At 58.5% G+C, this 12,456-nt stretch carries 12 protein-coding genes and 2 pseudogenes; all 14 read left to right on the forward strand.

Translation table 11 applies throughout. The features are described 5' to 3' along the window. The first annotated feature begins 263 nt into the window (after positions 1 to 263). Positions 264 to 1,778 carry an amidase gene (locus RPS27_RS09705; RefSeq protein ID WP_128929747.1) on the forward strand — a complete coding sequence of 505 codons (1,515 nt, stop codon included), beginning with the start codon at positions 264 to 266 and terminating at the stop codon, positions 1,776 to 1,778. A gap of 33 nt (positions 1,779 to 1,811) precedes the next feature. Then, entirely contained in the window at positions 1,812 to 2,669 is an 858-nt protein-coding gene (locus tag RPS27_RS09710; RefSeq protein WP_128929746.1) for a branched-chain amino acid ABC transporter permease, read from the forward strand. A gap of 4 nt (positions 2,670 to 2,673) precedes the next feature. Next, positions 2,674 to 3,894, forward strand: coding sequence for a substrate-binding protein (locus RPS27_RS09715; RefSeq protein ID WP_128929745.1), 1,221 nt, complete (start codon positions 2,674 to 2,676; stop codon positions 3,892 to 3,894). A gap of 78 nt (positions 3,895 to 3,972) precedes the next feature. After that, positions 3,973 to 5,010: a branched-chain amino acid ABC transporter permease gene (locus tag RPS27_RS09720; protein ID WP_128929744.1), complete on the forward strand. Its 1,038-nt coding sequence runs from the start codon at positions 3,973 to 3,975 to the stop codon at positions 5,008 to 5,010. Beyond that, the gene (locus RPS27_RS09725; RefSeq protein WP_128929743.1) at positions 4,997 to 5,731 is read left to right on the forward strand and encodes an ABC transporter ATP-binding protein; all 735 of its coding nucleotides are present in this window, start codon (positions 4,997 to 4,999) and stop codon (positions 5,729 to 5,731) included. The genes RPS27_RS09720 and RPS27_RS09725 overlap by 14 nt, the downstream gene beginning before the upstream one ends. After that, the gene (locus RPS27_RS09730) at positions 5,724 to 6,425 is read left to right on the forward strand and encodes an ABC transporter ATP-binding protein (protein WP_128929742.1); all 702 of its coding nucleotides are present in this window, start codon (positions 5,724 to 5,726) and stop codon (positions 6,423 to 6,425) included. Before RPS27_RS09725 ends, RPS27_RS09730 begins: the two co-directional genes overlap by 8 nt. A 296-nt stretch (positions 6,426 to 6,721) precedes the next feature. Further along, positions 6,722 to 7,123: an IS66-like element accessory protein TnpA gene (gene tnpA / locus RPS27_RS09735; RefSeq protein WP_128929741.1), complete on the forward strand. Its 402-nt coding sequence runs from the start codon at positions 6,722 to 6,724 to the stop codon at positions 7,121 to 7,123. Between the two features lie 23 nt (positions 7,124 to 7,146). Continuing rightward, positions 7,147 to 7,338 (forward strand): IS66 family insertion sequence element accessory protein TnpB, encoded by a 192-nt coding sequence (gene tnpB / locus RPS27_RS09740; RefSeq protein WP_206733208.1) that lies wholly within the window; start codon positions 7,147 to 7,149, stop codon positions 7,336 to 7,338. Positions 7,339 to 7,899: 561 nt separating this feature from the next. Next, positions 7,900 to 9,126 carry a group II intron reverse transcriptase/maturase gene (gene ltrA / locus RPS27_RS09745; protein ID WP_128929739.1) on the forward strand — a complete coding sequence of 409 codons (1,227 nt, stop codon included), beginning with the start codon at positions 7,900 to 7,902 and terminating at the stop codon, positions 9,124 to 9,126. Between the two features lie 33 nt (positions 9,127 to 9,159). Then, the gene (gene tnpB / locus RPS27_RS09750) at positions 9,160 to 9,354 is read left to right on the forward strand and encodes an IS66 family insertion sequence element accessory protein TnpB (RefSeq protein ID WP_128929738.1); all 195 of its coding nucleotides are present in this window, start codon (positions 9,160 to 9,162) and stop codon (positions 9,352 to 9,354) included. Between the two features lie 45 nt (positions 9,355 to 9,399). Beyond that, a pseudogene (locus tag RPS27_RS09755) lies at positions 9,400 to 10,209 on the forward strand (IS66 family transposase zinc-finger binding domain-containing protein); the annotation flags it as partial. 202 nt (positions 10,210 to 10,411) lie between these two features. Next, positions 10,412 to 10,546 carry a hypothetical protein gene (locus tag RPS27_RS09760; protein ID WP_256436599.1) on the forward strand — a complete coding sequence of 45 codons (135 nt, stop codon included), beginning with the start codon at positions 10,412 to 10,414 and terminating at the stop codon, positions 10,544 to 10,546. A gap of 214 nt (positions 10,547 to 10,760) precedes the next feature. Then, the gene (gene ltrA / locus RPS27_RS09765; RefSeq protein WP_128955096.1) at positions 10,761 to 12,014 is read left to right on the forward strand and encodes a group II intron reverse transcriptase/maturase; all 1,254 of its coding nucleotides are present in this window, start codon (positions 10,761 to 10,763) and stop codon (positions 12,012 to 12,014) included. A gap of 76 nt (positions 12,015 to 12,090) precedes the next feature. After that, positions 12,091 to 12,456 (forward strand): annotated as a pseudogene (locus RPS27_RS09770) (transposase); the annotation flags it as partial.

A 12,456-nucleotide genomic window follows, 5' to 3' on the forward strand; every position in this document is an offset into this window, starting at 1 on the left:
AGACCGGTTCACTTGTCGCCTTACCAGCCCGTCAAAAAGACCTAAGGGCTCAAAGACAAGCCGGCGAGGCAGGACAGATCGGCGAAACGCCTGCACTGGCAGACGCATTCAGCGTCGTTTTACCCAATATTACCCAACTTGCGTTGCGCACCTTCTGGGGCCGAGCGCCCTGCTGCGCTTTACCTACGGCTAATCTGATAAGCGGCCACGACAGAAGAACGCCGCGTGTCCCAATGACGGGATCAACCTTTCAGGAGAGCCGCGTGTCAGTTTCCCTTCCGACTCCCACCCAGCTTCTCGAAGTTGCCAAGCAGTGTGGTCTTTCGTTGACCGACGAAGATGTCGCCTCGTTCCGCGGTTTGATGCGGGGCTCGCTGGACGCATACAATCTCGTTGCCGCGATGCCCGACGAGTTGCCCGTGGTCAAATATCCGCGGACGCCCGGCTATCGGCCATCGCCAGACGAAAACACTCGCAATGCTTGGTACCGCAAAACCAACATCAAAGGCGCCGGCAGCGGAAAACTGAAAGGCAAGACCGTTGCCTTGAAGGACAACATTATGTTGGCCGGAGTGCCTATGATGAATGGCTCGGCCACCCTCGAAGGCTACGTACCCGATTTTGACGCCACCATCGTTACACGCATGCTTGATGCTGGCGCCGAAATTGTGGGCAAGGTTCACTGCGAAGCCTTCTGTCTCTCTGGCGGCAGCCACACCAACGCGACTGGCCCGGTCCACAATCCACACAAGATGGGCTATTCGGCCGGCGGTTCTTCCTCCGGAAGCGGGGTTGTGGTCGCACTACGCGAGGTCGACATTGCGATCGGCGGCGATCAGGGCGGTTCGATCCGAATGCCATCCTCATTCTGCGGCACGTACGGTATGAAGCCGACTTGGGGTCTCGTTCCCTATACAGGAATAATGCCGATTGAGATCTTTATCGACCACACCGGGCCGATTACGGCAACGGTGGCCGACAACGCCCTGCTACTCGAGGTGATCGCCGGCGACGACGGCTACGATTCGCGCATCAAGGCTCCGAAGGTGGATGAATACACCAAGGCCTTGGGTGCGGGCATCAAAGGGATGAAGATTGGTATCCTCAAGGAGGGCTTCGAGCAGCCGTCCGCAGAAGCTGCCGTGAACGAAAGCGTGCGTGAGGCCGCAAAGCGCTTCAAAGATCTCGGCGCGACCGTAGAGATCGTCTCGATTCCGATGCACCTTCTAGGCGCGGCGATCTGGACCCCCATCGGAACTGAGGGGGCTGTCCAGACCATGATGTTCGGTGACGGCTATGGTCTCAGCCGAGGCGATCTTTATCCAACCTCCCTGATGGATTTCCATCGCGGGTGGCGGCAGAAGGCGGACTCATTGTCCGAGACTAACAAGCTGTTTATGTTGTGGGGGACCTATATCAACAACACCTTCGGGTCCAGGTTTTACGGCAAGGCGCTCAACATCTCCCGCCGCCTCGCTACGGCATATGACAAAGCTCTCGAGAGCTATGATCTCCTCCTCATGCCGACGACGCCGATGAAGGCAACCCCGCTGCCGCCATCCAATGCCAGTCGCGAGGACTACTTCACGCGCGCGATTGAGATGTTCACCAACACCGCGCCATTCGACATTACGCATCATCCAGCTATGTCGCTGCCCTGCGGAATGGTCGACGGCCTGCCAGTGGGCCTAATGCTGGTCGGTCGCCACTTCGAGGAATCCACCATCTACCGCGCCGCCCATGCCTTCGAACAGATAGGCGACTGGAAGAAGATGTGAGGCCGAGACGATAGTGCGACTGGATCGCGGCATATGACTAGTGCATTCATGGCGGCATTCGAGATCCTGAGCTTCGGTGCGATTATCGTGTTGATCGTGCTTGGGCTAGGAATCATCGCGAGCATGATGGGCATCTTCAACTTTGCCCAGGGTGAGTTCGTCCTGCTCGGCGCTTATATTACTTATCTCGCCTATAGTCATGGTCTCCCGGTTTGGCTCGGTATGGCGGCGGCACCGATCTTAGTCGGATTGCTGGGTTTCGTACTCGAAGCGCTCATCATCCGCCGCTTCTATGCCGCACCGATCGTTGCAATGCTCGGCACCTATGCGCTCGGTCTTATCATCCGGGAGTCTGTGCGGGGCCTAATTGGCGGGTTTTATCTGACGGTTCCGGAGCCTATCGGTGGATCCATAGATATCGCCACGATACACATCTCAGCTTGGCGCTTTACGATTCTCGTGATCACGGCTTTGGTGATGGGGGGCTGCTTTCTGCTCCTGTCCCGCACAAGCTTCGGCTTGCGCGTTCGGGCGACCCTGGAAAATCCGGCGCTAGCGCGCGCCTCCGGGGTTTCGACGAATTTCATCTATGGCACCACCTTTGCCTTCGGCGCAGCTTTGGCCGGGCTCGCCGGGGCGCTTATCGTGCCGGTGTTCGATCTGTTTGCAGATCTCGGAATTCGCTTTCTGATCCAGGGATTTGTCGCCGTCATGCTTGGCGGTGTCGGCTCCTTTATGGGCCCAGTGGCAGGAGCCGGTATCATCGGCGCTCTCAGCGCGGCGCTGCCCTGGGTTATCCCTCCGGTCCTCGCCGATGTGCTCGTCTTCTTGCTTGCCATTGTTTTCATCAAGTGTCGGCCGCAAGGCCTCATCGCGCAAGGGGGAGTGTAGTCATATGGCTGTTGATCGACTCAATTTCACACGCCGTCGTTTCCTTTCGAACTTTGCCTTCACGGCCGGTGCAATCGCCACAGGAGCGAGTAGCTGGGTGATCCGTCCCGACTGGGCCAATGCGGCCGAAGGTCCCATCAAGGTCGGCATCGCGATCGATCTGACCGGCCCGATCGGCTTTGCCGGAAAGGCGGATGCCAACGTCGCCAAAATGGTCATCAAGGAGATCAACAATTCAGGTGGTCTTTTGGGCCGGCCGATCGAGCTGTACATCGAAGACACCGCCTCCAATGAATCGGTCGCTGTAGGCAACGTGCGCAAGCTGATCCAGCGGGACAAGGTGGACATGGTCCTAGGCGGCCTCGCGAGCTCAATGCGCAATGCGATCAAGGATGTGATCGTTTCTCGGGGCAAGACGCTCTATATCTATCCGCAATTTTATGAAGGGGGGGAATGCACGCCATACCTGTTCTGCAGCGGCGCCACACCGGCGCAGCAATGCGACACATTTATCCCGTGGCTGATCAAGAACGGCGGCAAGAGATTTGCCCTTCCAGGTTCCAACTACATTTGGCCGCGTAACCTGAATGCATATGCTCGCAAGTTAATCGAAGCCAATGGCGGCGAGGTCGTGTTCGAGGAGTATTATCCTTTAGACCAAGTGGATTTCTCCGCCACTGTCCACGCGATCATGTCCAACAAGGCCGACACCGTCTTTAACACCGTTATTCCACCCGGCGTCGGTCCTTTGTTCAAACAGCTCTATGAAGCGGGCTATCTGAAGAACGGCGGACGGCTTGCTGCCGTCAACGAGGACGAGAATTATCTCAGCCTCCATCCGGTCAATGAGATGGAAGGGCTTGCGAGTTGTCTCGATTATTACAAAGCCGTCGCCAAAGATGACCCGGTCTCCGCCAGAATTCAGGCTGCCTATGATAAGGACTATCCAGGCGATTCTCTATTTGCCGCGAGCAGTGCCGCTCCCAGTACATATCGCGGGCTGAAACTTTGGGAAGCTGCCGTCAAAGAGGCCGGAAAGGTCGATCGCGAGTCGGTTGCTGCGACGCTCGATCACGCAAAGATCGCGGAGGGTCCGGGCGGCCCCGCCGAGATGGTGCCGGGCAAGCGGCACTGTAAGATGAACATGTACACGGCCGTGTGCAAGAGCGGGGTTTTTCAAGTCGTGCAACGCAGCAATGGGCTTGTCGATCCCGGGCAATGTTGACGAATCACTGTGAAAGCGACAAGCGCGGTAGAGAGGCCATCGGTGCCCACGCTAGAAGTGAATTGTGCGACGGCTGACATGGCTGAAATCGCCTTTGCAGGACAGGTCAGTCGTGCACGACGTGTCCTGCTCATCATCGAAGGACTAGTGCTGATTGGAGCACTAGTCCTTCCGGTGATGCTTCACGACTATCTTACGGTGTTTGCCACTCGCGTTGTGATCCTGGCGCTCTTCGCTCTCTCGTTCGATCTGGTCTGGGGCTATGCCGGAATCATGAGCTTTGGGCAGGCCCTCTTCTTCGGCTCCGCAGGCTACGGCGTTGCGCTGCTTGCGCGCGACCTCGATATCACCTCAATCCTTTTGGTACTGCCGGCGGGCACGCTGATTGGCCTCGTATTCGCGCTGCTACTTGGTGGGTTCCTCCTACTCGGACGGCATCCGGCCAGCATGATCTTCGTTTCGCTCGGTACGCTCACCGGTGCCTATGCGGCGGATCGCCTCGCGCGTGGCTGGTACTATCTCGGCGGCCAGAACGGCATTCCCTCGATTCCGCCGATGACGCTCGGCTCCTACGAATTATCGGAAGGGTCGAACTTTTACTATCTGGCACTAGGGCTTCTTGTCATCGTCTACGTTGCATGCCGTTTCCTGGTGCGCTCGCAGTTCGGTCTTGCACTCGCAGGCCTCCGCGAGAACGAGCAACGCATTGCCTTTTTCGGCTACCGGACACAGCATCTAAAAGCCATAGTGTTCGCGATCGGTGGCGCCATCGCAGGCCTGAGCGGCAGCCTCTATGCCTTCCACGAGGGTTTTGTGTGGCCCAATATGATTGGCGTTGTCGTCTCCACGCAAGTCGTGCTCTACGTTCTGTTCGGCGGTTCCGGCACGCTGATCGGTGCGGTGATCGGTACGGCGATTGTCGAAGGTCTCTCCTTCTGGCTGTCGGACAATTACCGCGATATCTGGCCGATCATCCTGGGCGTGCTCCTGCTCCTGGTAATCCTTTTTCGGCCGCTTGGGCTTATCAGCCTGGTGTTGACGGAGCGCGAGCGGGTAGGCAGTTTCGCCGCCAAAGCGCAAGACAAGAAGAGGGCGCAGCATCATGCCGCTTCTTGAAGCTGCAGGCATTCGAAAGATCTTCGGCAAGCTCACGGCAGTCGACGGTGCGGCGCTCACCGTCCGCGAGAACGAGTTCCACGGGTTGATCGGGCCGAACGGCTCGGGGAAAAGCACGCTGATGAAGTGCATCGCGGGGGCGGAGGTACCGACGCAAGGCAAAGTCCGATTCATCAACACTGATATTACCACATTCACCCCCACCGAGCGCGCGCGCGCTGGCATGAGCCTGAAGTTCCAAATCACATCGGTTCTGCCATCCCTCACCCTCTACGACAACATCCTCCTTGCCCTGCAGGGGCACTGCTCTCTTTTTGATCTTGTGTTCTCGCGCAGCCGCAGACAGCTGCACGACCAGGTCATGATGATGCTCACCCAGTTTCGTCTTGCCGATCGTGCGTTCGATGCAGCAGCAGCGCTATCCCATGGCCAGCAGCAATGGCTGGAGATTGCGATGGCGCTCGCGGGAAAACCCCGGCTCCTGCTGCTGGACGAGCCTACCGGAGGCATGAGCCTGGAGGAGCGTCGCGTCACTGGCGAACTGTTGCGACCAATAAAGGAGCACTGCTCCCTCGTTATCGTCGAGCACGATCTCGATTTCATCCGCGACATTTGCGACCGCCTCACCGTCCTCGACCAGGGCCGTGTGCTGGCGACAGGAAGCGTCGCTGAGATCCAGGCTGACAAAAGTGTCCAGGAGATCTATTTGCGCCGTGCTTGAACAACGCTTTCTCGACATAAGACATCTCGACGCCGGTTATGGTCGCAGCCAGGTGCTGTTTGACCTGAGCCTCGACATTCCGTGGCGTGGTGGTACCGCCGTGCTTGGGCGCAACGGTGCAGGCAAGACCACGCTTATGAAAGCTATCGTTGGCGAGCTACCAAGCTGGAGAGGCGAGGTAGTCTTCGATGGCCACGATTTCAATCGGCTCCAGACCGAGCAACGCGTGCGCGCCGGCATCGGCTATGTGCCGCAAGAGCACTCAGTGTTCTCACGCCTTTCAGTGCGGGATAATCTTGCAATGGGCTCCCTCTTCAACACCGACGCTTCGGCGATCGATCGGGTCCTGGCGATCTTTCCCAAGCTCGGCCACCGCCTGGACCAGGCGGCTGGTACGCTTTCTGGTGGCGAGCGTAAGATGTTAGCGATCGGGCGCGCCCTCCTGGGGAACCCAAAGCTGCTGCTGCTGGATGAGCCGACCGAGGGCGTCTGGATCGGCGTCATCGAAGAGATTACCGAACGTCTCATTGAACTCGCCAAGGAAATCGCGGTCATCATCGTCGAACAGCACCTCGATCTCGCGTTGCGCGTGGCGAGCAAGGCCTATGTCCTTGATCGCGGCCGTATCGCACTACAAGGCGCTGCAGCCGATATCCGCACGAATCCGGAACTTCTGCGCTACCTCGCGCCTTAAGTGGCGCGTTCCAGATTGCTTTGACGGCCGACGCTAATCGTAGACCGGTTCGGCTGACTTCTCCCTAGATTTGAGCGGCTGTTTGGAAAACTCCAGCAGCGGAGTTTGCTGACTTGACCTCAGCAACTTGACGCGCCCGCTACGGGCTCACAGGCGCGCTGGGCCCCATTCTGCGTTCGAAGCGAGCCGACATTCTCGTCCACTTGAAAGTACGCCTCCGACGAGGACCGTCTTGCGTGACGGGTGGTAATTCGCGAAGCGTGTGACCTTAAGTCTAGCTTTAAGGTCATCAGGCGATGCGGGTCGAAGTTTTGGGCGGGCTTGAGCGGCGGCGGCGTTGGTCGCAGGACGACAAGGCACGGATTGTCGAGGAGACGCTAGTACCGGGCGCGAAGGTAACTGAAGTCGCGCGGCGCAACGGAGTAGCGGCCAGCCTGGTGTTTACCTGGCGTCGACAAGCACGGACATCGGAACAAGTTGCACCATCTTTTACGCCGGTGCAGATCGCCGCCGTAGCGGCCTCGGCTGAAGAAACTGCGAAGCTTTTGCCTACGGTTGATGGCCGAGTTCGCTCGGCGGCAGCCGCACGTACTGGATTGATAGAGATCGATCTCGGCAACCGACGGTGCATCCGGGTGGATGCGCACGTCGATCCGGAGGCGCTGGCGCGGGTCCTCGATGTGCTTGGACGCCGATGATTGCTGTACCAGGGAATGTGCGAGTGTGGCTGGCGACAGGCTACACGGATATGCGCAGAGGCTTCCTGTCGCTGGCCCTCCAAGTTCAGGAGGTGCTGCGCAAAGAACCGCTCAGCGGTCATTTGTTCGTCTTCCGCGGTCGCCGCAGCGATCTTGTGAAGGTGATCTGGCACGGTGTGCTGCAGAGCATGAAGGAGGTGAATAACCGAATTTGATGCGTACAGCTTTATGAGAGATGGAGGACGGCCCTCCTGCATCGGCGTTCCAGGCGCAGGTGCAAAACCACGACACTGTGGCTTCGTTTAAAAGGCGCGGTCATCAGCAAGTGTTGCAAAAGTCCCGGGTTTACGGGGCAGGTAAGTATCCAGAAGGCGAGCGAAAGCAAATCTTCCGATGACGCGTCGAAAATTACTAAGGCGTCGCCAAAATCAGGGGCGCGTGCCATCCCTGAGATCAATCCGTGAGACGCCTGGATTACTGCGCGGATGGCGACCGGCGTTTAGGGGACGCGATCTGGATACAGGCTCTTGTAGAGAACTGCAGGAACCAGTCGTTGTGATGCCAAGGGAGAAGTTCAAGCGGCACACACCGCGAGACGAGAGTACCGAAGCACAACACTGGGGCGGATCGGCTCGTAGTAGTGATGAAGGTGCTGTAATGGAACTGGAGCGAAGGGGCCGAAACAAGTGGGTTGCGCCCATATGCAACTGTGATGAGCAGGAGGACATGTGAGTGTAACCGGACGTAAGCAGTACGATATCGACAAGCAGACAGTGATGAAGGCCTACAAACTGGTCAAAGCCAATGCGGGCGCGGCCGGCGTGGATAAGGTATCGCTCGAAGCTTTTGAGAAGGACTTCAAGGGCAACCTTTACAAGGTCTGGAATCGAATGTCTTCTGGCAGCTACTTTCCACCTGCCGTTCGGGCTGTCCCCATTCCCAAGAAGAACGGCGGACAACGCATTCTAGGCGTGCCGACAGTAGCAGATCGCGTGGCGCAGACGGTCGTCAAGCTTCAGATTGAACAAGTACTCGAGAAAATCTTCCTTCCCGATTCCTACGGCTACCGGCCCGGAAAAGCCGCGCTGGACGCCGTCGGCATCACCCGGCAACGGTGCTGGAAGATGGACTGGGTGCTGGAGTTCGACATCAAAGGCCTGTTCGACAATATCAGCCACCAGTTGCTTATGAAAGCCGTCAGGAAGCATGTGCAAGACGAATGGGCTCTGCTCTACATCGAACGCTGGCTAACAGCGCCGATGCAAGGCAAAGACGGAGCGATCACCGCTCGCGACCGGGGTACACCCCAAGGCGGCGTGATCAGTCCCGTCCTTGCCAATTTGTTCTTGCATTATGCGTTCGATATATGGATGGCGCGAAACTTCCCGCAGTCACCGTGGTGTCGATACGCGGACGACGGGCTCGTACATTGCCGAACCAAGGCTGAAGCGGAAGCCATCAAGGCGGCGCTGCAGGCGAGGTTCAGGGAATGCGAACTCGAAATGCATCCCGACAAGACCAAGATCGTCTACTGCAAAGATAGCAATCGCCCGGGTAGCCATGCCAGTCAGTCATTTGACTTTCTGGGATTTACCTTTCGACCGCGCAGGGCAAGAAACCATCAGAAGAAAGAAAACTTCTGTACGTTCTCGCCAGCGGTCAGCAGGGCGGCAATGAAGTCTATGCGGATGACGATCCGGCAGCTCCGGCTCAGGCTTCGCTCGCAGACGGAAATCGACGCAATCGCCTTGGAACTGAACCCCGTCCTTCGTGGATGGATGCAGTACTACGGCAGATATGGGCGGTCAGAAATGCATAACCTGTATCGATACGTCGACGAATCTCTAAACCGCTGGGCGCGACGCAAATACAAAGGGCTGAAGAATGGAAAAGTCAGGGCCTCCACCAGGCTCAGGCTGATCCGCTGCCGTAGGCCGAAGCTGTTCGCTCATTGGACGATGTTAGGTTCTGCTTCGTTACTTGTTGAGAGCCGTATGACGTGAGAGCGTCACGTACGGTTCGGAGAGCGGCTCCGGGTGCAACTCCCGGGGCCGACTCACCATGGCCAGGGAGCATGCCTGTTCACTAAGAGACTTGAGAGAGGAAGGTTCGTCTGGCCATCGGTTGCGGGCGAAGCGGTGACGATCTCATCGGCTCAGATGAGCTACCTGTTGTCCGGAATCGATTGGCGCAACCCTCAAGAAACTCATCGTCCGACGCGTGTCGGATAGCCGTTTTTGGTTTGAATCTGCGGCTTGATCTGATTCAATGGCTTCATGACATCGAAGCCGGACGATCTTCCGTCGGATCTCGCGAGCGCCTACCTTGCGCTGCTGGCCGAGCGCGAGGCGTTGCAGGCTGAACGCGATGTGGCAGTCGCGGATGCCGCCAACGCGCGGGCGGAGCTGTCGGACAGCGAGGTGCTGATCGCTCATCTTGAGCTACGGATCGAGAAGCTCAAACGCGAACTGCACGGGCTGCGCTCCGAGCGCACGGCGCGGCTACTCGAGCAGTTGGAATTGGAGCTCGAAGAACTCGCCACCACGGCGACCGAGAATGAGCTGGCTGCGCAGGCTGCCGCCGCAAAAACCCAGAGCGTAAGCGCCTTCACGCGTAAGCGGCCGGTGCGCAAGCCGTGGCCGGACGACATCGAACGTGAGCGCGTCGTTATCGAGGCTCCAACGACCTGCGCCTGCTGCGGTGGATCGCGCCTTGCGAAGCTAGGCGAGGATGTGACCAAGACGCTGGAGGAGATTCCGCGTCGCTTTAAGGTCATCGAGACGGTACGCGAGAAGTTCACCTGCCGTGATTGCGAGAAGATAAGCCAGCCGCCGGCACCGTTCCATGCCACGCCGCGCGGCTTCATCGGTCCGCAATTGCTGGCGACAATGCTGTTCGACAAGTTCGGCATGCATATCCCGCTCAATCGCCAGAGCGTGCGCTTCAAGGCTGAGCGGATCGACCTGCCGCTGTCGACGCTGGCCGACCAGGTCGGCCACGGAACCTTCGCCGTCATGCCGTTGTTCCAGCTGATTGAGCGCCATGTCCTCGCCGCCGAGCGGCTGCACGGCGATGACAGTGTTCTGCAGAAGCACACAGAAAGGATGATCAAAATGATCTGAAAATCTGTGCGCGCAAGCTGTGGCAGCGATGAGGGTAGGCCCCTCGGGATCGACTTTCAGGAGTAGGTCTCAAATCACTTCAAGCGGCTTCGCTTAAGAGGCGCGGTCGTGAGCGTTGAAGCTAACGGTCGGGGGAGACCCGAACGGATACGCGTCCGAGAGACGAATGAAAATGAACCCGCCGATGAACCGTCGTAACGTGGAAATCGTCGTCAAAACCAGAGGTGTGTCGTCCCTCTGGGATGAGCCCGCCGGGAGCCTGATGACCGGGCGGGCGGCGACCGGCGTTGAGGGGGCGTGAATCGGATGCAGGCGCTGCCGCGGAACTGCAGGAACCAGTCGCTCCGATGGAAAGGGAGAAGCACAAGCGGAGAAGACCGCGAGGCGAGATTACCGACGCGGAGCACTGGGACGGACCGATCCGTATTAGCGACGAAGGCTCGTAATGGGGCCGGAGCGAAGGGATCGGATCAGGTGGGCTGGCCATCGTCGCAACTGGCAACAGGAGGACGTCGATGAACCAGCCGAGCAAGCCGTTCAACATCGACAAGAGAGAGGTGTACGAAGCATATCTGCAGGTGCGATCCAATGGTGGCGCAGCCGGTGTCGACGGAGTGACGATTGAGCAGTTCGAGTCCGACTTGAAGGGAAATCTCTACAAGATTTGGAATCGAATGAGTTCAGGCGCTTACTTCCCGCCGCCTGTTCGGGCTGTCTCCATTCCAAAGAAGAGTGGAGGCCAGAGGATCCTCGGGGTGCCCACCGTGGCGGACCGCGTGGCACAGACAGTTGTTAAACAACTGATTGAGCCGGCTCTTGACGCAATCTTTCTGGCGGATTCCTATGGCTACAGACCCGGAAAATCGGCTCTCGATGCCGTAGGCGTCACGCGACAGCGGTGCTGGAAGTATGATTGGTTTCTAGAGTTCGACATCAAAGGATTGTTCGACAATATCGACCACGAGTTGTTGCTACGGGCCGTCCGGAAACATGTGACGTGCGCATGGGCGCTGCTCTACATCGAACGATGGCTGACAGCGCCGATGGTGCAAGAGGATGGAACGATAATCGAGCGAAGCCGCGGCACCCCACAAGGGGGCGTGGTGAGCCCGATCCTCGCCAACCTCTTCATGCACTATGCATTTGATCTCTGGATGGCGCGGACGTTCCCCGATCTCAGGTGGTGTCGGTATGCGGATGACGGGTTGGTACATTATCGGAATGAGATGGAGGCGCAAAGCGTTCGCGAAGCGCTCCAGGCTCGGCTGGCGGAGTGCCATCTGGAATTGCATCCTACGAAGACGAGGATCGTCTACTGCAAGGATGATCGACGCCGAGGTAAAAGCGAGACGGTCATGTTTGACTTTCTCGGTTATTGCTTCCGGCCACGATCGGTCCTGGGGCCGCATTCGCAGAAGATGTTCTGTGGGTTCACCCCGGCGGTCAGCAAACCAGCGCTGAACGCCATGCGGGCGAAGGTCCGAGGCTTGAAACTTCGCAGGCGAGCCGAGGTGACGCTGGACGATATTGCTCGCGAGCTAAACCCGATGGTTAGGGGGTGGATCGCTTATTATGGGCAATACACCCGCTCAGCGCTTTATCCGCTGGCGCGCTACATCAACCAGACGTTAGGTATTTGGTTGAAGCGAAAGTACAAGCGCTTCCATCACCGTTTAGGACGCGCGCGTCTCTTCCTGGAGAAGATCGCGCGTGAGAACCGCAGGCTCTTTGTGCATTGGCAACTCGGCGATGGCGGCAAGATTGCCTGATGGGAGCCGGGTGAGGCGAGAGTCTCACGCCCGGTTCTGCGAGAGGCTGGAGGTGAAATCCCTCCGGCCTACTCACCCCACCATCCGGATCCTGGCGAAGGGCAAATGCACGACCGGCCGGATCTGGACGTATGTGCGGGATGACCGGCCGTTCGCCGGGCCTGCGCCGCCGGCGGCGGTCTATTATGCCTCGGGCAACCGACGGGGCGAACATCCTCAGAGGCATCTGGCCGCCTTCGCCGGCATTCTGCAGGCGGATTGCTATGGCGGCTTCGAGCCGTTGTTCGATCCAAAAAGGAAAGCAATGCCGATCACGCCGGCATTTTGCCTGGCCCATGCGCGGCGGGGATTCTTCGAGCTGGCTGACATCGAGAAAGCCGCCCGGGAAGGCAAGGGCAAACCGGTCTCCCCGATCGCGCTGGAGGCGGTCAGGCGTCTTGAC

The organism is Bradyrhizobium sp. WYCCWR 12699 (assembly GCF_032144035.1).
Lineage (GTDB): Bacteria > Pseudomonadota > Alphaproteobacteria > Rhizobiales > Xanthobacteraceae > Bradyrhizobium.

Coding starts and splice junctions, on each gene's coding strand:
- RPS27_RS09710 (WP_128929746.1), top strand. CDS start 1,812: ATGACTAGTGCATTCATGGCGGCATTCGAGATCCTGAGCTTCGGTGCG.
- RPS27_RS09715 (WP_128929745.1), top strand. CDS start 2,674: ATGGCTGTTGATCGACTCAATTTCACACGCCGTCGTTTCCTTTCGAAC.
- RPS27_RS09720 (WP_128929744.1), top strand. CDS start 3,973: ATGGCTGAAATCGCCTTTGCAGGACAGGTCAGTCGTGCACGACGTGTC.
- RPS27_RS09725 (WP_128929743.1), top strand. CDS start 4,997: ATGCCGCTTCTTGAAGCTGCAGGCATTCGAAAGATCTTCGGCAAGCTC.
- tnpA (WP_128929741.1), top strand. CDS start 6,722: ATGCGGGTCGAAGTTTTGGGCGGGCTTGAGCGGCGGCGGCGTTGGTCG.
- ltrA (WP_128929739.1), top strand. CDS start 7,900: ATGAAGGCCTACAAACTGGTCAAAGCCAATGCGGGCGCGGCCGGCGTG.
- RPS27_RS09760 (WP_256436599.1), top strand. CDS start 10,412: ATGAAAATGAACCCGCCGATGAACCGTCGTAACGTGGAAATCGTCGTC.
- ltrA (WP_128955096.1), top strand. CDS start 10,761: ATGAACCAGCCGAGCAAGCCGTTCAACATCGACAAGAGAGAGGTGTAC.